Source organism: Streptomyces sp. NPDC006314 (assembly GCF_040613075.1).
Classification (GTDB): domain Bacteria; phylum Actinomycetota; class Actinomycetes; order Streptomycetales; family Streptomycetaceae; genus Streptomyces.
In genome coordinates this window covers 143,682-167,272 of the sequence record NZ_JBEXRL010000007.1, presented here as the reverse complement: position 1 = coordinate 167,272, position 23,591 = coordinate 143,682, and the positions used below count along the sequence as shown (strand labels likewise).

21 protein-coding genes are annotated in these 23,591 nt (G+C 72.9%); 18 read left to right on the top strand and 3 right to left on the bottom strand.

Going from position 1 to position 23,591, the window contains the following annotated elements; all coding sequences use genetic code 11:
• Positions 1-294: 294 nt before the first annotated feature.
• The 7 genes from ABZ079_RS15285 to ABZ079_RS15255 all read left to right on the top strand — a co-directional run bounded on the left by ABZ079_RS15285 (position 295) and on the right by ABZ079_RS15255 (position 6,018).
• Positions 295-1,287 carry a glycosyltransferase family 9 protein gene (locus tag ABZ079_RS15285; RefSeq protein ID WP_356939903.1) on the top strand — a complete coding sequence of 331 codons (993 nt, stop codon included), beginning with the start codon at positions 295-297 and terminating at the stop codon, positions 1,285-1,287.
• On the top strand, positions 1,277-2,218 hold the full coding sequence (locus ABZ079_RS15280; protein WP_356939902.1) for a glycosyltransferase: 942 nt from the start codon (positions 1,277-1,279) through the stop codon (positions 2,216-2,218). Before ABZ079_RS15285 ends, ABZ079_RS15280 begins: the two co-directional genes overlap by 11 nt.
• A complete protein-coding gene (locus ABZ079_RS15275) occupies positions 2,215-3,123 on the top strand; it encodes a glycosyltransferase (RefSeq protein WP_356939901.1) in 909 nt (302 codons plus the stop codon). The genes ABZ079_RS15280 and ABZ079_RS15275 overlap by 4 nt, the downstream gene beginning before the upstream one ends.
• A 167-nt stretch (positions 3,124-3,290) precedes the next feature.
• Positions 3,291-3,737, top strand: coding sequence for an STAS domain-containing protein (locus ABZ079_RS15270; RefSeq protein WP_356939900.1), 447 nt, complete (start codon positions 3,291-3,293; stop codon positions 3,735-3,737).
• A gap of 126 nt (positions 3,738-3,863) precedes the next feature.
• Complete coding sequence (locus tag ABZ079_RS15265; protein WP_356939899.1) at positions 3,864-5,114, top strand: ANTAR domain-containing protein; 1,251 nt, start codon at positions 3,864-3,866, stop codon at positions 5,112-5,114.
• A 104-nt stretch (positions 5,115-5,218) separates the two neighbouring features.
• Positions 5,219-5,410, top strand: a complete 192-nt coding sequence (locus tag ABZ079_RS15260; RefSeq protein WP_356939898.1) for a hypothetical protein — start codon at positions 5,219-5,221, stop codon at positions 5,408-5,410.
• Positions 5,411-5,562: 152 nt separating this feature from the next.
• The gene (locus ABZ079_RS15255; protein WP_356939897.1) at positions 5,563-6,018 is read left to right on the top strand and encodes an RpiB/LacA/LacB family sugar-phosphate isomerase; all 456 of its coding nucleotides are present in this window, start codon (positions 5,563-5,565) and stop codon (positions 6,016-6,018) included.
• A 68-nt stretch (positions 6,019-6,086) separates the two neighbouring features.
• Here the strand turns inward: ABZ079_RS15255 and ABZ079_RS15250 are convergent, their stop codons facing one another.
• A complete protein-coding gene (locus ABZ079_RS15250) occupies positions 6,087-6,452 on the bottom strand; it encodes a DUF6479 family protein (protein ID WP_356939896.1) in 366 nt (121 codons plus the stop codon).
• 165 nt (positions 6,453-6,617) lie between these two features.
• Between ABZ079_RS15250 and ABZ079_RS15245 the strand changes: the two genes are divergently transcribed.
• Positions 6,618-6,992 (top strand): ferredoxin, encoded by a 375-nt coding sequence (locus ABZ079_RS15245; protein WP_356939895.1) that lies wholly within the window; start codon positions 6,618-6,620, stop codon positions 6,990-6,992.
• A gap of 127 nt (positions 6,993-7,119) precedes the next feature.
• Positions 7,120-8,298 carry an acyl-CoA dehydrogenase family protein gene (locus ABZ079_RS15240; protein WP_356939894.1) on the top strand — a complete coding sequence of 393 codons (1,179 nt, stop codon included), beginning with the start codon at positions 7,120-7,122 and terminating at the stop codon, positions 8,296-8,298.
• 393 nt (positions 8,299-8,691) lie between these two features.
• Here ABZ079_RS15240 and ABZ079_RS15235 read toward each other — a convergent pair whose 3' ends face one another.
• The gene (locus ABZ079_RS15235) at positions 8,692-9,612 is read right to left on the bottom strand and encodes a DUF1918 domain-containing protein (protein ID WP_356939893.1); all 921 of its coding nucleotides are present in this window, start codon (positions 9,610-9,612) and stop codon (positions 8,692-8,694) included.
• Between the two features lie 1,161 nt (positions 9,613-10,773).
• On the opposite strand from ABZ079_RS15235, the gene ABZ079_RS15230 reads away from it, so the two are divergent.
• The 7 genes from ABZ079_RS15230 (at position 10,774) to ABZ079_RS15200 (ending at position 18,936) form a co-directional block, all read left to right on the top strand.
• Positions 10,774-12,249: an AAA family ATPase gene (locus ABZ079_RS15230; RefSeq protein ID WP_356940076.1), complete on the top strand. Its 1,476-nt coding sequence runs from the start codon at positions 10,774-10,776 to the stop codon at positions 12,247-12,249.
• Positions 12,250-12,375: 126 nt separating this feature from the next.
• Positions 12,376-13,260 carry a universal stress protein gene (locus ABZ079_RS15225; RefSeq protein WP_356939892.1) on the top strand — a complete coding sequence of 295 codons (885 nt, stop codon included), beginning with the start codon at positions 12,376-12,378 and terminating at the stop codon, positions 13,258-13,260.
• 840 nt (positions 13,261-14,100) lie between these two features.
• A complete protein-coding gene (locus ABZ079_RS15220) occupies positions 14,101-14,544 on the top strand; it encodes a universal stress protein (protein ID WP_356939891.1) in 444 nt (147 codons plus the stop codon).
• 261 nt (positions 14,545-14,805) lie between these two features.
• A complete protein-coding gene (locus tag ABZ079_RS15215) occupies positions 14,806-15,684 on the top strand; it encodes a potassium channel family protein (protein WP_356939890.1) in 879 nt (292 codons plus the stop codon).
• Positions 15,685-15,987: 303 nt separating this feature from the next.
• Positions 15,988-16,113 carry a hypothetical protein gene (locus tag ABZ079_RS15210; RefSeq protein WP_356939889.1) on the top strand — a complete coding sequence of 42 codons (126 nt, stop codon included), beginning with the start codon at positions 15,988-15,990 and terminating at the stop codon, positions 16,111-16,113.
• A 198-nt stretch (positions 16,114-16,311) separates the two neighbouring features.
• Positions 16,312-17,262 (top strand): oxygenase MpaB family protein, encoded by a 951-nt coding sequence (locus ABZ079_RS15205; protein ID WP_356939888.1) that lies wholly within the window; start codon positions 16,312-16,314, stop codon positions 17,260-17,262.
• A gap of 111 nt (positions 17,263-17,373) precedes the next feature.
• Positions 17,374-18,936: an NAD(P)/FAD-dependent oxidoreductase gene (locus ABZ079_RS15200; protein WP_356939887.1), complete on the top strand. Its 1,563-nt coding sequence runs from the start codon at positions 17,374-17,376 to the stop codon at positions 18,934-18,936.
• A gap of 20 nt (positions 18,937-18,956) precedes the next feature.
• Here ABZ079_RS15200 and ABZ079_RS15195 read toward each other — a convergent pair whose 3' ends face one another.
• The gene (locus tag ABZ079_RS15195; protein ID WP_356939886.1) at positions 18,957-20,741 is read right to left on the bottom strand and encodes a serine hydrolase; all 1,785 of its coding nucleotides are present in this window, start codon (positions 20,739-20,741) and stop codon (positions 18,957-18,959) included.
• Between the two features lie 164 nt (positions 20,742-20,905).
• On the opposite strand from ABZ079_RS15195, the gene ABZ079_RS15190 reads away from it, so the two are divergent.
• A complete protein-coding gene (locus tag ABZ079_RS15190; RefSeq protein ID WP_356939885.1) occupies positions 20,906-22,018 on the top strand; it encodes a nitronate monooxygenase family protein in 1,113 nt (370 codons plus the stop codon).
• Entirely contained in the window at positions 22,015-23,565 is a 1,551-nt protein-coding gene (locus ABZ079_RS15185) for an acyl-CoA synthetase (protein WP_356939884.1), read from the top strand. Before ABZ079_RS15190 ends, ABZ079_RS15185 begins: the two co-directional genes overlap by 4 nt.
• Positions 23,566-23,591: the final 26 nt, after the last annotated feature.

Below are 23,591 nucleotides of genomic sequence, written 5' to 3'. Positions count from 1 at the left end.
GCCTCCGCGAGCTCCCCCGCCCGCCGGAGGATCGACCCGCGATCCGCACAGGCCTGCGTCCGGGTACCTGCTCCGCACGGCATCCGGCGGGCCCTTCCCGGCGACGAGGTGACCTCGCCCGCCGCCCGGCCGGGGCTCCCGCTCCCGCCGGAGGGGCGCTCCGGTGATCGGCACAGGCGACTTGCCGGCCGGTGTCCCCGCGCTGCGCGGTGTCCGGCCGGTCTTCCCCGGCCGCGAGGTGATCCTCGCCCGCCGCCCGGCCTCGGCCACCGCTGCCACAGGAGGTCCGACTCGGTGACCCGTACCCCGCACCCCCCGACCGTCCTGGTGCTGCGCGCGCTGGGTCTCGGTGATCTGCTGGCCGGTGTGCCAGCGCTGCGCGGTGTCCGGCGGACCTTTCCGGGGCACCGGGTCGTCCTCGCGCAGCCACCGGGCCTCACCGAACTCGCCCTGGCCACCGGTGCGATCGACGCGGTGTTCCCGGCCGAGGCGCCGGGGCGGACGGTACCGTCCCTCGCGCACTGGGCCGGGCCGCCGCCCGACGTGGCGATCGACCTGCACGGGAACGGTCCCGAGAGCCGCGACGCGCTCGCCGCCCTGCGCCCGCGCCGGCTGCTCGCCCACGCCGGCCCCGACGGGCCACCATGGCGGGGCGAAGCCCACGAACGGGACCGGTGGTGCGCGTTCCTGCACGCCTACGGCATCCCGGCCGACCCCCTGGACGTGCGTCTGCCCCGCCCCGGTACGCCGTCTCCGGCGCCGGGCGCGGTGGTCGTGCACCCGGGAGCGGCGTCGGGCTCGCGCCGCTGGCCGGGGGAGCGATTCGCCGCCGTCGCACGGTGCCTGCGCGCCGCCGGACACCACGTGGTGCTCACCGGCGGCTCCGGCGAGGGCGCCCTGGTCCGCTCCGTAGCCGAGCGCGGCGGACTGCGGGCGTGCGACGTGCTGGCCGGCGGCCTGCCCTTCGGGGAGCTGTCCGCACTGGTGGCCGAGGCGTCCCTCCTGCTCAGCGGTGACACGGGTCTCGCGCATCTCGCGGTCGCCCACGGCACCCGCTCCGTCACCTTGTTCGGACCCGTCTCCCCGCGCCTGTGGGGCCCGCCCCCGGGCCCGGACCACCTGGCCCTGTGGGCGCCCGGCCCACCCGGCGACCCGCACGGCCGCACCCCCGACACCCGCCTCCTGCGCATCCGCACCGGCGAGGTCGCCACGGCCTGCCTGACGCTGCTCCGGCCGGTCCACGGCCGGGCCCGGCAGCCAGGACCGGAGGTGACCCGTGTCCACTGAGCACGCCCCCGGCCTCACCCGCCGGCCCACGACCGGAGGCGACCCCAGGGTCACCGTCGCCGTCATCACCCGCGACCGGTGCGCCAGTCTGCTGCGCACCCTCGACGCGCTGGCCGCGCTGCCGGAGCGCCCGCCGGTCATCGTCGTCGACAACTCTCGCGGCGACACCACGCGCACGGCCGTGCGCGGCCACCCGGCCGTCGCCCACCTGCTGCGGCCCACCGCCAACACCGGGGCCCTCGGCCGCAACCTGGCCGTCCGCCACGCCCGCACCCCGTACGTCGCCTTCAGCGACGACGACTCCTGGTGGGAGCCGGGCAGCCTACGCCGGGCCGCCGACCTCCTCGACGGCCACCCCCGGCTCGGCCTGCTCGCCGCCCGCACCCTGGTCGGCGACGAGGCCGCCGAGGATCCCCTCAACGAGATCCTCGCCGCCTCGCCCATGCCGTCCGAGCCGGATCTGCCCGGCCGCCCGGTGCTCGGCTTCCTCGCCTGCGCCAGTGTGGTGCGCCGGGAGGCCTTCCTGAGCGCGGGCGGCTTCCACCCGCTGCTCTTCTTCGGGGGCGAAGAGACCCTGCTCGCCTACGACCTGGCCGCGAGTGGCTGGGGCGTCTCCTACGAGCCCACCCTGTGCGCCCGTCACCATCCCGAGGGCCACGGCCGCGGCGGCCGCCCGTCCCTGGTACAGCGCAACCACGTGCTCACCACCTGCCTGCGCCGCCCCTGGCCCGTCGCCCTGCGAGCCGGCGCCGAGCTCACCCGGGCCGCCGCCGCCGGCCGCCCCGGCGCCCGCCGCGCCCTGAAGGAGACCCTCGCGCGGCTCCCGGCAGCCCTCGCCCGTCGCCGCACCCTGCCCCCGCACGTCGAACACGCCGCCCGCCTGCTCGACCGGCAGGCGGCCCGATGCCCGGAGGAAGACGCCTCGCCATGACCCCGACGCACTCCGACGACCGTACGACCGTCGTCCTGATCACCCACAACCGCCGCGACGAACTCCTGCGCACCCTCGCCCTGCTGCGCCGGCTGCCCGAACGGCCCCCGGTGATCGTCACCGACAACGCCTCGGGCGACGGCACCGCCGAAGCCGTCGCCCGGGACTTCCCCGAGATGACCCTGCTGCGTCCCGGCCGCAACCTCGGGGCCATCGGCCGCAACCTGGCCGTCCAGCGGGTACGCACCCCCTACGTCGCGTTCTGCGACGACGACTCCTGGTGGGAGCCGGGCAGCCTGCGGCGGGCCGCCGACCTGCTCGATGCCCGGCCCCGGCTCGCGGCCGTCACCGCACGGATCGTCGTCGAGCCGGGCGGAACCGAGGACCCGGTCGTACGCGAACTGCGCGAGTCCCCGCTGCCCGGCCCCGACTGGCTCCCGGGACCCGCACTCGGCTCCTTCCTCGCCGCCGCCACCGTGCTGCGCACCGAGGCCTTCCGCGCCGGCGGCGGCTTCCACCCCGGACTCTGGCTCGGCGGCGAGGAGGAACTGCTCGCCTGCGACCTGCTGCGGCAGGGCTGGTGGCTCGCCTACGCGGAGGAGCTCACCGTCCACCACCACGCCTCCCGGCTGCGCGACAGCACGGCCCGCCGCGTCCTCGGACTGCGCAACACGCTGTGGTTCACCTGGCTGCGCCGCCCGCTGCTCCCGGCCCTGCGCCGTACCGGGCATCTGATCCGCACCGTGCCCCGCGACGCCGCCTCCGCACGCGCGTTCGTGCACGCCACCGCCGGACTGCCCTGGGTACTGCGTCAGCGCGACCCGGTGCCGCCGGAGCTGGAACGCCGGCTGGCCGAACTGGAGCGGGCACGCAGAACCTCACCCGCACGGCGGTACGTCGGCTGAGTTCCGCGGGGTATGTGCCGACTGGCGCACGAGCCGGGAGGGCGGCGCCGGTCCGGCCCCGACACGCCCGGGTGGAGTCGTTGCGTCGCGCACACGCCCGGGGCACAGTGATGCCCCCGGTCAAGACGCGGCCGGCTGACCTTTCCCCCGCAGGAAGCCCGGTCCCCATGGAGAACGATCAGCTGTTCCCCGTCCGCGTCCGTCCCGGCGGCCCGGCCCCGCTGCTCCTGCAGACCGTGCACGAGCACCGCCCGCAGGTCGGGGGGATCAGCGTCCTGAAAGCACGGGGCACGGTCGACGCCTGCAACGCCGTGGAGTTCACCGAGGCGCTCGCCGAGCACATCGCGCACGCCGACGAGGCCGCGGAACACCCCGTCCTGGACCTGACCGAGGTGTACCTCGCCTGCGCGGCCGCCGTAGGTTCCCTGGACCGGGCGACCGGCTCCCTCGCCTGCTCCGGCCGCGCCCTGCCCGTCGTACAGCCGAGACCCCACGTGCGGGAGGCGCTGCGGACGGCCGGCCTGCCGGGCGTGCAGGTGCATGCCACGATGGCCTCGGCCCTGCACACGCTGGAGTCCGGGACGGGCACCAGCGGAAACCGGCGGCCCGGCTGACGCGGGCAGGGGCGGCTCGCGCGCCCGGCGCGGTGGATGGCGCGGTTGAGCGTCGGTCACCTACCGTGCAAGGTGGTCACAAAGAGGCCGATCGAGTTTTTTGTGACGTCTTGTCTGGGTGATGCCATGAAAGCCCCTTCCGACCGCCCCGGCGCACCGGCCCCCCTCGTCATCGAGTCCTCCGTCGTCGAGGGACTACCCGCCGAGGGCGCCCTGCTCCTGCGCATGTCCGGCACCCTCGACGCCCAGGGAGCCGAGGCCTGGTCGGAGGAGCTGCGCGGCCACCTGGACCAGGCCGACCGCGCCGGACTGCGGCCCGTCCTCGACATGGCGCATGTGCAGCTCGGCGGCGCCGCCGTACTGCGCGCGCTGAGCGAGACGACCCGGGCACGCACCGGACGCCCGGACCTGATCATCGTCCGGGCCCGGCCCGGAGTGCGCGAGGCGGTGCACCTCGCCCGCCTGGACGGCGTCCAGTTGTACGCCACTCTTGACGAGGCGCTGCGGGAACTGGCCCGTACCGCCGCCCGGGTGGAGGAGCTGCCCGCCTGGCGGTCGCAGATGGCGGACCCGCTGCGGCCCTCGTACGAGGACCTGCTCATGGAGGTCCGCGCCCTGCGCGCCCGGGTACGCACCGCCCCGGTGATCGGCATGGCGCAGGGCGCGCTGATGGTCCGGTACGGCCTGCCGGACTCGGGCAGTGCCTTCCGGGCGCTGCGCGAGGCCTCGCAACGGTTCAACGTACCGCTGCGCGTCCTCGTCTCCGCCGTGGTGGTGGCCAGGCCCCCGGACGGCGCGGTGTGGTTCCCGGGCCGCCGCTCCCTGCCCGTGCCGCAGCTGCGGCTCCTGGGCAGGGGCGGCCGGGACCCGCGCTACCGGCGGCAGATGACCGACGCCGTGCTGCGCGAGGCGCTGGCCATCGGACGGGCGCCCGCCGGCTATGTGCAGTCCGTGGACCCCGCCGTGGGCACGCTGGTGCTGGAGAGCCACCACGGCTGTGCGGAAACGTTCCTCGACCACCTCGTGTGCGGCCGGGACGACGGCACGGCCGACGCGGTCGCCCGGACGCGGGGGCGCAGGGTGAGCGTGCCCGACGTGGGCGCCGACCCAATGCTCTCCGACGAGTGCCGGCGCCTCCTGCTGGCCACCGGCACGCACGCGCTGCAGTGCATCCCCGTCCTGTCCGCGGCCGGTTCCTGCACCGGTGTGATCACCCTGCACTGGCCCCACGCCGGCCACCGGCCGGACGCCGCCCAGGCGGAGGCCTTGGGCCTGCTGGCCTCCGACACGGCGGCATGGTTGAGCTGGTACCACCGCTCGGTGCTTCTCGACGCCCTCGAACACCTCCACCAGGTGCTGACCCGCTCCGCCCCATGAGGTGATCCGCCCGCGGTGCGCGTCACCCGCGCATCCCTGGGAACCCGTACCCCGCGGGAACCCGTACCCCGCAGGGATCACGCACCACCCGGAGGGAGTCCGGCATGTCCAATCCGCAGCAGCCCGAACAGCGGCGCAGTGACAAGGGAGGCTCCAGCCCGCAGGACAGCGGCGAACTCAAGGCCCGCCAGACCGGCGGCAACGCGGGTGCCCGCCCGCACGGCACGGACAAGGGCGAGAAGGGCGGGGGGCAGGGCGGCGGGGTGCCTCCGGCGCAGCGGCCCGACCATCCCTGACCACGGCCCGGCCATCCCTGCCCCACGCCCCAGCCCGATGACCACGGCCCGACCGGTGAACGGCCGAACGGTCCCGGAGGCGGCAGCAGCGCTTCCGGGACCGTTCCATGTCGGTGGCCCGCCGCCGCGTGGCACGCGCTAGGCTCCGCGGTATGCGGATCTCCGTCTCCTCCGACATGGACGAACGCATGGCGCGCCTCCTCGTGACGGAGCTGCGGCATCGTGGGCACGAGGTGCGCGCGCACGGGGCGCTGCGGCCCGGGGCCGACGCGCAGTGGGCGGTCTGCTCGGAGGCGGCCGCCCGGGACGTCGCCGAGGGCCTGGCCGAGCAGGCGGTGGTGTGCTGCTGGACCGGTACGGGCGCGTCCATCGCGGCCAACAAGGTGCCGGGCGTACGCGCCGCCCTGTGCACGGACGCCACCACGGCGGACGGCGCCCGCCGCTGGAACGACGCCAACGTGCTGGCGCTCAGCCTGCGGCTGACCTCGGAACCGGTGCTGAAGGAGATTCTCGACGCCTGGTTCGCCGCCGAGCCCAGCCAGGACCCCGACGATGTGCGGAACGTGGCCCGCGTCGGCCGCCTGGACGCCGCCAGGAAGGGTTCCTAGGGACGTCCGGCGGTCCGGCGCGGGCCGGTGACCGGGTGTCGCGGCGCGGCCGGCTCGGTCGTCCGAACTCAGTGGGCGCCCAGTCCGCCTCCGCCGAACGAGCCGCTGGACCCCTTGCTCCAGCGCGGGCGGTCCTTGGACTCACTCGGCCGGGAGTCCATGTTGCTCAGTTCGTACGGGGTGAGCGGGCGACCGCCCTTGGGGGTCTGGGGGACGTCCTGGGACTCCCTGTTCTGCCGGACCTCGCGCACCGGCCCCTCCATGGGCAGCTGAGGCTGCTCCTCGGGTCGCGGACGAGGAGGCTCGCGGTACTTGACACGGGAATTCATCCAGAAACCACCGGCGAGCAGCGCGAGCAGACCGACGGCCACGATGAACAGCGCAAGGCTCATCAGGCCGCTCGCTGCGGCCAACTGCATCGATACGGTACTCATAGAGCCCGAATACCCCCCCATAAGGGGATGAATCGGACCACATCCGTGACCGCGCCTGGGTCGGACCGCGACGACATCTCCTGTCGGTCCGACCAGGCGCCCTCCGCCGCCTTTCCCGGCCGGTGACAGTGGTTTGCGGCTCCCCGCCCCGGCTACCCGCACGGAGTGACACCGTCGGCCTCAGAGCAGCAGCTCTACCGGTTCCTGGAGGATCGCTTCACCTGCGCCCAGGCCTGTACCGAGTGCGCCCGGGCCTGTGCGGTCCGCGCGAGTCTCGTCGACCCGGACGGCACCGAGCGCCAGGAGCGCGTGCGCCGGCTCGGCATCATGTGCGCCGAGGTGTGCGACGCCACCTGCCGCGTGCTGTGCGAGGAGAACAGTCAGGACGAGGAGGGCATCAGGGTCCGCCTGGAATGGTGCCGCTCGGTATGCCTCGAATGCGCCCGCACCTTTGACGCGTACCCCGGCGCCGAGCCGGCGGCAGCGGCCTGCCGGGCCTGCGCGGACGCCTGCTCGAACTTCCTGGACAGCCTCCGGTGACACCCCTCGCGTGACTCGGCGCGCAGCACCGGCCGCCGAATTCGCCAGGGGCGCGCCATTCCCAATTTCTGAAACACGTTCTACGGTGTGCGCCGGCAGGACCGCCCTTGGGGAGCCTGGAGGCGCCGTGCATCTCGATCACACGCCCGAGCAGCAGCGACTGCGCGCCGACCTGCGCGCCTACTTCGCCCAGCTGGTCCCGGACAACGCCTACGCCCGCTACGCCGACCCGGTCGCGCGGAAGCGGTTCTACCGCGACACCATCCGCCGGCTCGGCGCGGACGGCTGGCTCGGTGTCGGCTGGCCCACGGAGTACGGCGGGCGCGGGATGACGGCGATGGAGCAGTTCATCTTCTTCGACGAGGCCGCGCAGGCCGGCGTACCGCTGCCCCTGATGGCCCTGAACACCGTCGGCCCGACGCTCATGCGGTTCGGCACGCAGGAGCAGAAGGCGTACTTCCTGCCGCGCATCCTCTCCGGTGAGATCGACTTCGCGATCGGTTACAGCGAGTCCGACGCAGGCACCGACCTCGCCTCTCTCAAGACCCGGGCGGTACGCGACGGCGACCGGTACGTCGTCAACGGACAGAAGATCTGGACGACCAACGGGGACACCGCGGACTGGGTGTGGCTGGCCGTGCGCACCGACCCCGAGGCGCCTGCGCACCAGGGCATCACCATGCTTCTGGTGCCGACCTCCGACCCCGGCTACACCTGCACGGTCATCACCACCCTCGCCTCCCACGACACCACCGCGAGCTACTACGAGAACGTCCGCGTCCCCGTCTCCCGCCGCGTCGGCGAGGAGAACCAGGGCTGGCGGCTGATCACCAACCAGCTCAACCACGAGCGCGTCACCCTGGCCGCGCACGGCACCATGGCCATCCGCGCCCTGCACGACGTACAGCGCTGGACACGGGAGACCAAGCTCGCCGACGGGCGCCGGGTGGCCGACCTGCCCTGGGTGCGCAGGCTGCTCGCCCGCACCCACATCCGGCTCGACGCGCTGAAGCTCCTCAACTGGCGGATGGTCTCCGCCGTCCAGGACGGCACGCTCACCCCGCAGGACGCCTCCGCCGTCAAGGTCTACGGCTCCGAGGCCCGCCGGGACTCCTACGCCTGGCTCATGGAGATCGTCGCCGCGGCCGGACCCCTCAAGGAGGGCTCCGCGGGCGCCGTCCTGCACGGCGAACTGGAACGCGGCTACCGCTCGGCGGTCATCTTCACGTTCGGCGGCGGCAACAACGAGATCCAGCGCGAGATCATCTCCTGGATCGGTCTGGGGATGCCGAGGGTGCGGCGTTAGCCTTCTGCGACCATCGTCTGCAGTCGGCACCGGCCTTCACGGGGGCAGCGGTAGCCGATCAGCAGCGCAGCCGGCAGCCGAAGCCGCACCGCAAGTCCTGGCCCGGCGGTCGCAAGCCCTTGCCCCAACGGAACCTCTGGCCGCTTCGGCAGCGCCGAGGCAGGAGACCAGGTCAGCGTCACGAGGTGCCCGCGAGCCCGCCTCCCGGCGGGTGGCTCGGCGGTGGCCCCTGCTGCCGTGCGGCCGGGCCGGAGACACCCGTGCCTGTGTCACTTCGGATCCAGGGTGTGCCGGTGCGGGATGACTTCCGCACGGGCGGCGCCCGTCGGCCGTCCTTTGGGCGGCACAGAGCCGGATGCGGGCAAGCGCGGCGCAGGGCGCCCTGAACCGTGTCTACTGATCAGCCGGAGTGATCCGACGGCCCGTGAGGCTCGCAGGCCGGATCGACACCCACATCTCACGCTCACCGCCTGCCCACGGCGTGGTGTGCGCCTGCTGGGTGAGCCTGCGCACGGCCTCGGGCTCCGTCACCACGCCGGCGGGGCCGACGGCGAGCACGCTCCAGCCCTGGCTCAGCGCGTCGTCCACGTGGTCGACCTCGAAGGCGACCTCGGTTCCCACGGCGGCCGCGGCCACGGAGTGGGGCGTGGTCCGGAACACGATGGCGTCATCGACCACCTCGTAATTGACCGGGACGACCGCCGGACGGCCGTCGGACGCCGACACCGCGACGCGCCCCACGCCGTGCGTGGAGAGCAGGGTGCGGCATTCGTGCGGGCCGAGGTCCCGCAGCTGAGGGTGCAGCAGTGCGTAACCCTGACCGGGCGGGAGATCGATGCCTCCTCCGCGTAGAGCGGTGACCGTGGTGCCCAGCGCGTCGGCCAGCCTGACGAGGGACGCCGAGGTCGGGTCGGCGGGCTGTTCCTCCAGGTAGGCGAGGTAGTCGGGTGACATCCGGGCGCGGCCGGCTGCCTCCTCACGGCTGAGCCCCTGTCTCCGGCGTTCGAGGGCCACCCGCCGGCCGATGTCGCCGGGGTTGGGAGCCCCGGCCGATGGGGCAGCCGTGGGCACGGCTTCCGCCTGGCCCGTGTCCGGCTCTGCGGCGCGCGTGATCCCTGGCTGTTCGTACTCGGGATGGCGGATGTGTGCGTCGGGCCCGGGAAAGACGAGCGTCACTTCGTCCGTGTCCGACCAGCGCACCTCGTAGGGAGGTGTTCCGTCCTCGTGGTGCAGCCCGACGATCTCACCGTCACGCCTCGCGGTGCCGGTCGCCGGACTTTCGATGACCAGTTGGTCGCCGAGGTGAGCTCGCATGATCGCCGCCCTCTCCTCTGAATGGTGCTGTGTCCAACCTGCCACGCGGGAGACATCGCCGCACGGGGCGAGAGTCTCCCGTTCGCGAGGTGGCCGGCGGTTCGCGAGGTGGCCGGCGGTGCGACTGGTTGTGTGGCCGGGGGAGGGAACCGAGGAGCTTCGGAAAGGCCGAGCACCTGCGCCGGCGCCTCCGCGAAACCATGAGACCGGGCAGTCGGCCCGTTCCGCCACGGCGAGGCCGACCGGGCCCAGGAGCATGTCGGCGAGGTCCCCGAGCCCTCTGGGTGCCAGTGAGGGCGCTCCCGCGGTGCGGGTGTGTCCAGCGCGGTGATGCACGAGGACACCCGCCGCGGCAACGCCGATCACGTCGGACGCTTCCTGCTCACCGGCCGCCGCGTGCAGGAGGCGGAGCGGCACGCCCTACCGGACCGACTACAGCCCAGTCGACCGCCTCCAGGCTCGCCTCGGGTCAGTCGACGCCGACCACGAGGGGACTCGCCGCGCCCCGGTCTCCTCTCATGCCGGATGCCACCCCTCCGGTCCCTCGTCCACAGCTCCACATGCGCCGCGGACGGGATGGGGGTGATCCTCGAATTGAGGGAACGCACCACTCCCGGCATGCAGACGACGTCCGAACCGTCGTGTCCAGCTTCTTGAGAGAGGCGGCCGCCATGCGACCAGTCATCACCGTGGGCCCCGACGGCTTGCCCGAACGTCTGGCCGCCGCCCGATGGGCCGCCCACAAGGCCGAGAAACGCCAGAACACCACGCCCGTCGTGGCGCGGGGCGAGCGGCCCGTGGTGCTGGCGCCCGCCGAACCCCATGAGAAGGGAACGCCCCCGATGCACGCGAGCCGTGTGGTCGTGGCCCTGAAACGTCAGGGAACCTCTGGCGACATCCGTCTCGAGAGTTCCGCCCATGCCGCCGTACAGGCCGCCGGGGGCGCCGCACCGCTGATCGTGAGCCGGCGCCGGCACCGGCACCGTCGTGGTTCGGCGCCTCCCCTGGGTCCGGTGGCGCAGGCTGCCGTTCCTCGCGGGCGCTGTCCCCTCGCGGTCGTTCCTCATGACTGAGCCCGACCCCCGCGGGACGCCGGTGCACTCGCGGCCGGTGCCTCACGGCGACGCCTCCGCGCACGGCGAGCCGCTGCCCCCCGCAGCGGTGTGCGAGACGCACACCGCGGTCCTGTTCTTCGCCGGCGACCACGTCTACAAGCTCAAGAAACCGGTCGACCTCGGATTCCTGGACTACACCACGGAGACGGCCCGACGGGCCGCGTGCGAGCGCGAAGTCACCCTCAACCGCCGGTTCGCCCCCGACGTCTACCTAGGCCTGGGCGAGCTCCGCAGCCCGGACGCGCAGACGCCTGAACCACTCGTGGTGATGCGCCGCATGCCGGAAGACCGCCGCCTCTCCCACCTCGTACGGGAAGGGGCCGCCGTCGACGACGTCCTCCGAGCCGTCGCCCGGCACCTCGCCGCGTGGCACGCAGAGGCGCCCCGTGGCCGCGACGTGGATGAGCAGGGCACACGGGACGCGCTGTCGTCTCGTTGGGAGGCCAGTTTCGCCCAGATGTCCGCGCTGGCCGCCGAAGGCTTCGTGCCCGATGAACTGACGGAGATCGAGCGGCTGGTGCGTCGCTATCTCGCCGGTCGCGAGCGGTTGTTCGACGCCCGCATCGAGCAGGGACGGGTGGTCGACGGCCACGGAGACCTGCTCGCCGAGGACATCTTCTGCCTGGACGACGGCCCTCGTGTCCTGGACTGCCTGGAGTTCGACGACCATCTTCGGTATGTCGACGGCCTGGACGACGCCGCCTTCCTCGCCATGGACCTGGAACAGCTCGGTGCTCCGGAGGCCGCGGCGTACTTCCTCGCCGAGTACGGCGAGTACTCCGCCGATCCCGCGCCTCCGTCACTGTGGCACCACTACGTCGCCTACCGCGCGTTCGTCCGCGCCAAGGTCTCCGTCATCCAGGCTCGGCAGGGCGCTCCCGGCGCGGACGCGGCGTCACGGCGGCTGGCCTCGGCGGCACTGCGCCACCTGCGCACCTCCGCCGTCTGCCTCACCCTCGTCGGCGGACTGCCGGGCAGCGGCAAGTCCACTCTCGCCGGAGCGCTGGCCGACCGGCTGGGGGTCACCCTGCTCAGCAGCGACCGGATCCGTAAGGAGCTGGCGGGCATCCCCGCCGAGCACTCCGCGGCGGCAGGCTACGGCGAGGGGCTGTACACGCCCGGGTGGACGGCCCGGACCTATGCCGCCCTGCTTCACCGCGCAACGGCTCTGCTGTCCTCCGGCGAGTCCGTCGTCCTCGACGCCACCTGGTCCGATGCCGGACAGCGTGAGGCGGCTCTGCGCGTGGCCGAACGCACCAGCGCCGACCTGGTGGCCCTGCACTGCCATGTGCCGGGCGACGTGTCAGCGGCCCGCCTGAGCACGCGGGCCTCCGGCGTCTCCGACGCCGGCCCCGACATCGCCACCGCCATGGCGGCAAGGGAACCGCCGTGGCCGGAAGCCGTCCCGGTCGACACCAGTGGCGCGTTGGAGTCCGCGGTCGCCCGGGCGTTGACCGCCGTACGGCCGTGGGGGACCGGACAGGCCCCGGTCTTCCGCCGCCCGTACATGGAGCCGGACTGAGGTGGACGGTGACCGTGTTGCCCGGGAGTACCGCGGCGGTGACCGTGGAGGTCGGGACGGTCCCCGGCCACGAGGCCGTCGGCAAAGTGGTGCTGCACCGCGAGTGAAGCCCTGACGAGGTGTGTCATGGAGAACCCGGTCGCTGTGGGAGTGGACGGCTCCGCGTCGAGCCTGGAAGCGGTGGGGGCCGCCGCACACGAGGCGGGGCTGCGCGGCGTGGGACTGCGTCTGGTGCACGCCTTCGGATGGCCGTCGATGCACCTGCCGCCCGGAGGACCCCCCTGGAATCCGGCCATGGCAGGCGTGCGCGAGCTGGTCGACGGCACACTGGCCAAGGCCGAACAGAGGGCCCGCGAAGTCGCCCCGCATATCGAGGTCACGCGAGAAGTCACCGTCGGTGAGCCGCTGATCGTGCTGGAAATCGAGTCGCGCACCGCCTCGCTCCTGGTGGTCGGCAGCCGCGGACTGGGCGCGTTCGGCAGCCTCCTGCTCGGCTCGACCGCCGCACACCTGGCCGCGTACGGCCGCTGCCCGGTGCTGGTGGTACGCGGCCGAGAGAACCCGTGTGGACCCTTGCTGCTGGCGGTCGACGGCTCACCGGCCGGCGAGCCGGCCGTCGAGTTCGCTTTCGCCGAGGCAGCGCTGCGCGGCGCGGACCTGGTGGCGCTGCATGTCTGGAACACCTGGAGCGAGCCGGCCTCCGAGGGGCCGGTCGATCCGCTGAACGTGGTGGCGGACGCCGAACGGCTCCGCGAGCAGGAGCAGCGTGCGCTGGACGAGACGCTGAGCCCTTGGCAGCGGTCCCGTCCCCTGGTCAGCGTGGAGCGGCGGCTGGTCCACTCCCGGATCCGCCCGGCCCTGATCGAGGCCAGCCGCGACGCACAGCTGGTTGTGGTCGGTACCCGGGGGCGCGGTGGCTTCAAGGGGCTGGTGCTGGGCTCGGTCAGCCAGGCACTGCTGCACCACGCGCACTGTCCCGTCGCCGTCGTGCGGGACGAAAAAGCGACATGACCGGTGGACGGTGACCGACCGTGCCGCCGCCTCCGGTACGGCATGCATACGAACGCAACCACTGGCCTTCGGTCTCGGGTCGACTCCGATTCGTTTGTTCATTCCCGCCGTCCACAGTCCCGTCGCCTGGGCTCCCTGCCCCCGACAGGCAGCCGCGACGGCCCCGGGAGATCGGGCCTGTTCGATGCCGAGGCGGTCGGCGATGACCCGGCATCACTCCCCGAGGGCACCCGGCCCGGTGGCCCGGCCTCACTCCCGAGGGCACCCGGACCCGTGGGGCCGAACGGCGCTCAGGAGGACCGTGGGGCTCCTGCCCGGTGGGTCTGCCGGCGCGGCACGGTGAGAGAGCACACGGAACCGACGACTCGCGAGCGGAGGGCCGTGCATGCGGACACCGCGTCCTCCCGGACACCGGCCCGCCTCAGGCTCGTCCGGTAAGCGCGCTCCGCGGAACCCCGGCGGTGCCCGGAGCCCCCGGAACGGCCGGTGGACCGGCACTTCGGGCACTCCTGACGGCCGTCGCCGTCGTGCTGCTGCCGTTGACGGCGTGGGGTGCCGGACAGACGGTGTACAGCCATGACGCGCATGCCCGCCGCGACCGTGGGGCTGGACGCCCGTGGCGCCATGGCTGCACCGTCGACCGCCGGCGCCCGGCCCAGTGGAGCCGTGAGTGGGAACGCGTGGAGTCCGGCTGGGCGACACGCTATGGGCTCTGACGGCAGCGGCGTCCGTCATGCCGCCGGACGCTCTTCTCTGGCGGTGCGGCGATGCGTCCCGCAGCGTGGAGAACAGGGGCGGCCCGGCCAGGTGGGCGCACACACCGGAGAAGAGGTGGGACGCATGAACAGGGATGTCTCCGAGCTGAAGGTCGTGGTCGGCCTCGACGGGTCGCGGTCCTCGTACGAGGCTCTGCACTGGGCCGTGCGGTACGCGGGCCTGATCGGCGGCACCGTGCACGCGGTCGCCGTGTGGGAGTTGCCGGGACTGTACGGCTGGTCGGGGCCCGCCGTGGACATGGACGTCGACGAGGACGAGACCCGCCAGAAGATGAGCCAGGAGCTGACCGACGTGCTCGGCGCGGACACGGCCGGCTCGGTCCGGACCCACGTGGTGCACGGCAATCCCGCGGACGTTCTGCTGAGAGCCGCGGAAGGAGCCGAGGTCCTGGTCGTCGGCAGCCGGGGCCGGGGTGGGTTCGCGCGCGCCCTGCTCGGCTCCGTGAGTCAGCACGTGTCGCAGCATGCGAGCTGCCCGGTCGTGATCGTGCGCAGCCAGGATCGGTGACCCGGGCCTGGCCCACCGGGCCCGGCTCATTGGAAAGCCCACGAATACCGCCGCCGACTGACCGTCTTGCGAAACAGCACCAGTGACGGGCCCTGACTCAGCCCGCGCCTTGACAGCGTCATCTCCCGGTGGTCCGCCAGGACGGCTGCTCCGCCGGTCCGCGCCGAGCCGGCCGTTCCTGTGCGGCTCCGGCCGTGGACAGATCGTAAGCTCCAGAAGCGGGGATTCCGCTTCTGGGTGACAGGGCCGTGGGAGTCGTGAATGAAGTGGCTGGTCTCGCTGGTCGGTGCCGGGCTCGTCATGGTCACCTTGAGGGACCTGTTCCACACACTCTGGCATCCCACCCGCCACGGTGGCCTGAGCCGCCTCGTCATGACCGGGCTGTGGCGACTGGCCCGACGCTTCCGCGCGCGCAGGCGCGTGGTCGGCCTTGTCGGGCCGCTCGCCATGGTCACGGTGGTGGGCACGTGGACCGTCTCCATCGTCCTGGGCTGGGCCATCGTCTACTGGCCCCACATGCCCGGTGCGTTCACCTTCTCGCCCGGATCACAGGCGGCCCAGGAGCCGGCGCTGCTCGATTCCATGTACCTGTCGCTGGTCACGGTGGCCACCCTCGGGCTGGGGGACATCGCGCCGGGCGAGGGCTGGCTCCGCGTGGTCTCGCCACTGGAGGCTCTGGTCGGTTTCGCCCTCCTGACAGCCACCGTCTCCTGGGTTCTGGAGATCTATCCGGCGCTGACCCGCAGGAGGGTCCTGGCCATCCGGCTGGCGCTGCTGCGCGACTCGGATCCGGCACCTGGACAGATCGACTGCACCGCGGGGGCTGTGCTGCTGGACAGCCTGGTCACCGAAGTCGTACGCGTCCGTATCGACTTCACGCAGTACGCCGAGGCCTATTACTTCCACGACGGCGAGGACCACTCGTCGCTGGCGGCCACGGTCGGCTTCGCGTCCACCCTCGCCCAGTGCGGGCAGACAGCCGAGCGGCCGGAGGTGAGGCTGGCCGGTGACCTGCTCGCCGGTGCCCTGGAGGACCTCGCCGCCATCCTCGACCAGCGTTTCCTCCATACAAGCGGAACGCCGGCGGAGGTGTTCGCCGCGTACGCCGCCGACCATGGCCGTGGCCGTGCGGAGCCCTGACCGAGGGCTGGCGTTCAGAAACCCGCCGACCGTCCCTCGGAGCGGTGGCCGGGTGGACGATGGGAGCGGTCGATGACAGGCACCGCTCACAGTCGTGCGGACGAACGTCCGCCACGGGCGTGAACCGGCGCGATGGCAGCCGGAGGCCCGCTGTGGATGCCGGTCGTCGGGCGAGGCCGCGCGGCGACCGGCATCGCACGGCCCCGACACGATTCCCACGGAGCCGCGGGCCCCGGAATGGCGGCGACGTACTCGCCCGGGCGGCAGCACGGGCGGAGGCCCTGCCACGCCGGGGAGTACAGAGTGCTCGCCGTCGCCTCGACCGATCACGAGGACACGGCCCAGCGGCCCCCCACACGGGAGCCGGGCCTGTCGCTCCTGTGCCTCGTCGGCACCTGGTTCCCGCGCGACCGCTTCACCTTCGAGTGAATGACCCACTGCCGATCCGGGCAGCACTCATGGCAGAGCGGCGCCTCGATGCGTGCGGTCAGGGTCGCCGGTGCGGAGGACACCGTGCACTGGGAGCCGTCGGCGTGTACCGATGTGCCGAGAAAGCTCGGTGGCTGGGCAGCGGGATGCTGCCGCTGTTGGCAAAGCGCGGGTCGGTGGTGACAAGAGGTGACAACCATGGCTGTGGTCACACCTTCGGGCACGGGCGACCCCGGGCTCTTCACACCGAACTCCGTGACCTGGCAGATGCACGGCGACCCGATGATGTGGGTCGCCGGCATCCGCGCGCTCTATCTCCAGGCGCTGCACCCGCGCGCGGTCCGCGGCGTGATCCAGAACTCGGACTTCCGCCGCGACGCCTGGGGCCGGCTGATGCGCACGGCGGACTTCGTCGGCACGACGACGTACGGCACGACCGAGGCCGCCGAACGCGCGGGCGCCCGGGTGCGGAAGATCCACAGCATGCTGACGGCGACCGATCCGGACACCGGTGAGCGCTACGGCGTGGACGAGCCCGAGCTGCTGCTGTGGGTGCACTGCGCGGAGATCGACTCCTATCTGCACGTTCTGCGCCGCTCCGGCTTTCCGCTCAGCGACGCCCAGGCCGACCGGTACATCGCCGAACACCGGGTCAGCGCCCGCCTGGTGGGCCTCGAGCCCGGCGCGGTACCGGCCGACCGGGCGGAACTCGCCGCGTACTTCGAGCGGGTGCGGCCCGAACTCGCCGCAGGCGACGAGGCACAGGAGGTGGACGGCTTTCTGCTCCGGCCGCCGACGCACCCCCTCCTCGTCCCGGCGCGCGAGGTGCTGTGGCGGCGCGTGGCGCACCTGGCGTACGCCGCCCTGCCGCCGTACGCCCATCAGTTGTACGGCAGACCCGCCCCGCCACCCGCCGTCGTCACCCGCCGACTCCGGACCACGGGTGCCCTGTTGCGACGCGTTCCCGCACGGGTGCGCTGGCAGCTTCCGCCGAAACACATCCTGCGCGCGATGGCGAGGCTCGGCCCGGGCGTGCGTCCCGCACCGTACAAGGTCGGACGACAGGCCGCAACGACACCCTCGCCGGCCGCAAGGAGCACCTCGGCCGCGGCACGGAGGCCGGGGAGCCGTACCGACGGGCCGCGGTGATCCACCCGGCGGCGGGCATCCGGCGGAGCCCGATCGTGCGATCACTTCCCGTGCGATCACTTCCCGTACCCGCATCTGGCCGCCGTGGATCAGCACGTGTTACGAAGAACCATGACTGCCAACGAGGGAACCCGCGCCTACGACGCCGTCATCGTCGGCGGCGGCCACAACGGCCTGGCCGCCGCCGCCTACCTGGCGCGGGCCGGCCGCTCCGTGCTGGTACTGGAACGGCTGGACCACACGGGCGGCGCCGCCGTCTCCACCCGCCCGTTCGCCGGTGTCGACGCCCGTCTGTCGCGCTACTCGTACCTGGTCAGCCTGCTCCCGCAGAAGATCGTGCGCGACCTCGGACTGGACTTCCGCGTCCGCGCCCGCACCATCTCCTCGTACACCCCCGTGGAGCGGGAGGGCCGGCCGACCGGACTCCTCGTCGGCGGTGGCGAGCAGCGCACCCGGCAGGCCTTCGCCCGGCTGACCGGCGGCCAGCGCGAGTACGCGGCCTGGAAGCGCTTCTACGGCATGACCGGCCGGGTCGCCCAGCGGGTCTTCCCGACGCTCACCGAGCCCCTGCCGACCCGGGACGAGCTGCGCCGCCGCATCGACGACGACACCGCCTGGCGGGTGCTGTTCGAGGAGCCGATCGGTGTCGCCGTCGAGGAGACGTTCAGCGACGACCTGATCCGGGGGGTCGTCCTCACCGACGCGCTGATCGGTACCTTCGCCGGTGCCCACGACCCCTCCCTCGCCCAGAACCGCTGCTTCCTCTACCACGTCATCGGCGGCGGAACCGGTGCCTGGGACGTGCCCGTCGGCGGCATGGGCGCCCTCACCGACGCGCTCACCGCAGCGGCCCGCTCGGCGGGCGCGGTCATCGCCACGGGACATGAGGCGGTCCGTATCGACACCGACGGGCACACCGCCGAGGTCGCCTACCGCACCGCCGACGGAGAGGGTGCCGCCGCCGCCCGGCATGTCCTGGTGAACGCCTCCCCACAGGCACTGGCCGCCCTGACCGGGGACGCCACGCCCGAGCCCGCCGAGGGCGCCCAGCTCAAGGTCAACATGCTGCTCACGCGCCTCCCGAGGCTCCGCGACCCCGACGCAGACCCCCGCGAGGCCTTCGCCGGCACCTTCCACATCGCCGAGGGCTACCGGCAGCTGGCCACCGCCCATGCCCAGGCCGCCGCCGGTGAACTCCCCGCCACGCCACCCTCGGAGATCTACTGCCACTCCCTGACCGACCCCACCATCCTCGGCCCCGGCCTCGCCGAGCGCGGCTACCAGACGCTCACCCTCTTCGGACTGCACACCCCGGCCCGGCTCTTCGACCGGGACAACGACGCCGTACGCGAGGAGCTGCTGAGGTCCACCCTCGCCCAGCTCGATGCCCACCTCGCCGAACCGCTCGCCGACTGCCTGGCCACCGACGCCGACGGCCGCCCCTGCATCGAGGCGAAGACCCCGCTCGACCTCGAACGGGACCTGCGGCTGCCCGGCGGCCACATCTTCCACCGGGCCCTGTCCTGGCCGTACGCCCAGCCGGACACGGGCCGCTGGGGCGTGGAGACCCGGCACACCAACGTCCTGCTGTGCGGCGCGGGGGCGGTCCGCGGGGGAGGGGTGAGCGGGGTACCGGGACACAACGCGGCGATGGCGGTGCTGGAGCGGGACTGACCTCCCCCTCCCCGTCCGCCCTAGTCGGCCGACTCCCGCCACCCCACGGCCGTGATACGGGCGGTGTCCGCCGGGCGTGCCCCGTCGAACAGCACCTTCCCGCCGGCCTCGGCGCACAGGGCATCGACGTACGCGCCCCGGCCGGCGTACAGCCGGTCGGTGGTGTACCGCCACCGCAGGGTCAGCCGGCGGTCGGCCCGCAGGGGCGCGGTCACCTGGTGCCAGACGCGGCCCGACCAGCCCGTGACCGTGCCCGACGGGTGGTCCTGGGGGTCCTCGCCGTGACGGGAGGTGGTGAACGGGACCGGCTGCCAGGTCGTACCGCCGTCCGTGGTGGACTCAAGAACCAGGACGTCGGTCCGGGGCTCGGTGTCCCACCACAGGGCGCACCGCAGGCGGGCCGGGCCGGGGGAGGTGTCCAGTACCGGGAGGGTGAGCGTCGCGGAGGTGGCGTTCCCCATGCCCGAGAACCAGGCCGTACGGCCTCGCGCGGGGCGCACCGGTACCGCACGGGCCAGGTTGTTCCCGGCGGCGGACCGCGGAGCGGAACCGGACCGCCAGGTGCGCACCGGATGCACCGAGTTGCCGAGGACGACCAGGAAGGAGTCGGTCGTGGGATCGAGCACGAGCGAGGTGCCGGTGAAGCCGGTGTGCCCAGCCGTGCACGGGGTGGCCATCGCCCCCATGTACCAGTGCTGGTACAGCTCGAAGCCGAGGCCGTGCTCGTCACCCGGGAAGGCGGTGTTGAAGTCGGTGAACATCAGGTCCACCGACTCAGGCCGCAGGATACGGGTCCGGCCGTAGGCACCGCCGTTGAGCAGCGTACGGCCGAGGACCGCGAGGTCCCACGCGCAGGAGAACACCCCCGCGTGCCCGGCCACGCCTCCGAGGCCGTACGCGTTCTCGTCGTGCACCTCACCCCACACCAGCCCGCGGTCCAGACCGGACCAGGGCCTGCGCGCGTCCTCGGTGGCCGCGATCCCCGGCTTCCAGGAGGCGGGCGGGTTGTAGCGGGTGTGCCGCAGTCCCAGCGGGGCGGTGATCCCGTCGCGGAGGAGGACATCCAGGGTGCGGCCCGTGATCCGCTCCAGCACCAGCTGAAGGGAGATGAGGTTCAGGTCCGAGTAGAGATAGGTGGTGCCCGGTGGGGCGAGCGGTGCCTCGTCCCAGATGAGCTGGAGCTTCTCCTCGTACGTCGGCGCGTTGTACAGCGGGATCCAGGCACGGAATCCCGAGGTGTGCGTGAGGAGTTGGCGGATCGTCACCTCCTGCTTGCCGGCGGCGCCGAACTCCGGGAGGTACGCGGCGACCGTCCCCTCCAGTGCCAGCGTGCCCCGCTCGATCTGCTGCACGGCGAGGAGCGAGGTGAACAGCTTGGAGACGGAGGCCAGGTCGAAGACGGTGTCCCGGGTCATGGGGAGCTGTCGGTCGGGTGGGAACTCGACACCGGTGTCGGTCTTCTCGTCGTACGCGGCGTAACGCACCGCCATCCCGACCGGCTCGTGCAGGGCCACGGTGCCGCCGCGCCCGGCGAGCAGGACGGCGCCCGCGAACCAGGGATGCCGTGGAGAGGGGCGGAGGAACGCCTCGGCGTCCGTCATGAGTTGCCGCAGATGCGCGGAGAGCAGCCCGGCGCGTTCGGGCGTGCCGTGGCGCAGGGTGGGGCGACCGGAGACGGGCGCCGCCGCGGCCGGACCCGCGGGCAGCGCCGCGAGGGCCAGCGCGCCGCCCGACGCCAGCGAACCCGCCACGAGTTGGCGCCGCGTCAGCCCGCTCGCTCGTCTGCCTGCCAGGTCGTCCGTCATTGTGCGGCCTCCCGCCTGAAAATATCTTTCGGGGCTTGCCCCGCGTGGTGAAACTTTCCTGTCAGGTGCCGGGTGTGTCAACGGGACGCGTGACGTACGAAAGAATCTGACGGAGTATCAGAAACGGTCTTCCGTCGTCCGGGTGACTGCGGCATCCTGCGCCCATGCAGACGGAGCTGAGCAAGCACCTGGGAGTCGAGCACGCCGTCTTCGGCTTCACGCCGTTCCCCGCCGTCGCCGCGGCCATCAGCCGGGCCGGCGGTTTCGGCGTGCTCGGCGCGGTCCGCTACACCGCCCCCGACGACCTCAGGCGCGACCTCGACTGGCTCGACGCGCACGCCGGGGGCCGGCCCTACGGGCTGGACGTGGTCATGCCCGCGAAGAAGGTGGAGGGCGTCACCGAGGCCGACGTCGAGGTGATGATCCCCGAGGAGCACCGGCAGTTCGTGCGGGACACCCTCGCCAAGTACGGGGTGCCGGAGCTGGCCGAGGGCGAGGCGTCCGGGTGGCGCATCACCGGGTGGATGGAGCAGGTCGCCCGCACCCAACTCGACGCCGCCTTCGACTACCCCATCCGGCTGCTCGCCAACGCCCTCGGCTCCCCGCCCGCCGACGTCGTCGCCCGCGCCCACGACCGGGGCGTGCTCGTGGCCGCGCTCGCGGGCAGCGCCCGGCACGCCCGTAAGCACCAGGAGGCGGCCATCGACATCGTCGTGGCCCAGGGGTACGAGGCCGGCGGTCACACCGGGGAGATCGCCTCCATGGTGCTCACCCCCGAGGTCGTGGAAGCCGTCGACCCGCTGCCCGTGCTGGCCGCGGGCGGTATCGGCAGCGGCCGGCAGGTGGCTGCCGCCCTCAGCCTCGGCGCCCAGGGTGTGTGGCTGGGCTCCATATGGCTGACCACCACAGAAGCCGACCTGCACTCGCCCGCCCTGACCCGCAAGCTGCTCGCCGCCGGCTCCGGGGACACCGTGCGCTCCCGCTCCCTGACCGGCAAGCCCGCACGTCAGCTCCGTACCGAGTGGACCGACGCCTGGGACGACCCGGCCGGGCCCGGCACCCTGCCCATGCCGCTGCAGGGCCTGCTGGTCGCCGAGGCGGTCTCCCGCATCCAGAAGTACGAGGTCGAGCCGCTGCTCGGCACGCCCGTCGGCCAGATCGTCGGCCGGATGACCAGCGAACGCAGCGTCCAGGCCGTCTTCGACGACCTCACCCGCGGCTTCGAGCGGGCCGTGGACCGCATCAACCGCATCGCCGGAAGGAGCGGCCAGTCGTGAGCACACCCCCCGCCGGTTTCTGGGCGCAGGCCGCCCAGGAACCGGACCGCACGGTCCTGATCGCCCCCGAGGGCGAGGAGTGGACCGCCGGACGTCTGCACTCCGCCGCCAACCGGCTCGTGCACGGGCTGCGCGCGGCCGGACTGGAGCGCGGCGACGCCTTCGCGATCGTCCTGCCCAACGGCGTCGAGTTCCTCACCGCTTACCTGGCCGCCAGCCAGGCAGGTCTGTATCTCGTCCCGGTCAACCACCACCTCGTCGGCCCGGAGATCGCCTGGATCGTCGCCGACTCCGGCGCCAAGGTGCTCATCGCGCACGAGCGGTACGCCGCCGCCGCGCGCGCCGCGGCCGAGGAGGCGGGACTTCCGGTCACGCACCGTTACGCGGTCGGGTCGGCCGAGGGCTTCCGGCCGTACACCCAACTCCTCGAAGGCCGACCGGATTCCCCGCCCTCGGACCGTGAACTCGGCTGGGTCATGAACTACACCTCCGGTACGACGGGGCGCCCGCGCGGCATCCGCCGACCGCTGCCCGGCAAGGCGCCCGAGGAGGCCTACCTCGGCGGCTTCCTCGGCATCTTCGGCATCAGGCCGTTCGACGGCAACGTCCACCTGGTCTGCTCGCCGCTCTACCACACGGCCGTCCTGCAGTTCGCCGGAGCGTCCCTGCACATCGGCCACCGTCTGGTGCTGATGGACAAGTGGACGCCCCAGGAGATGCTCCGTCTCATCGACAGCCACAGCTGCACGCACACCCATATGGTCCCGACCCAGTTCCACCGTCTGCTCGCCCTCCCGGACCAGGTGAAGGCCCGCTACGACGTCTCCTCCATGCGGCACGCCATCCACGGCGCCGCTCCCTGCCCGGACCATGTGAAGCGAGCCATGATCGACTGGTGGGGGCACTGTGTGGAGGAGTACTACGCGGCCAGCGAGGGCGGCGGCGCCTTCGCCACCGCCGAGGACTGGCTGAAGAAACCAGGCACGGTCGGCAAGGCCTGGCCGATCAGCGAACTCGCGGTTTTCGACGACGACGGCAACCGGCTCCCGCCGGGCCGGCTGGGCACCGTCTACATGAAGATGAGCACCGGCGGCTTCTCGTACCACAAGGACGAGGCGAAGACCCGCAAGAACCGCATCGGCGACTTCTTCACCGTCGGCGACCTCGGCCATCTGGACGAGGACGGCTATCTCTTCCTCAGGGACCGCAAGATCGACATGATCATCTCCGGTGGGGTCAACATCTACCCGGCCGAGATCGAGTCCGTGCTCCTCTCCCACCCGGCGGTCGCCGACGCCGCCGCCTTCGGCATCCCGCACGACGACTGGGGCGAGGAGGTCAAGGCCGTCGTCGAACCGGCCCCCGGCCACGAACCCGGCCCGGCCCTGACCGCCGCCCTCCTGGACCACTGCGCCGAACGGCTCGCCGGCTACAAACGGCCCAAGAGCGTCGACTTCATCGCCGAGATGCCCCGCGACCCCAACGGCAAGCTCTACAAGAGGCGGCTGCGCGCCCCCTACTGGGAGGGGCGCACCCGGCCGGTATGACGGCAGCCCCGGGTCCTTGACCGGCA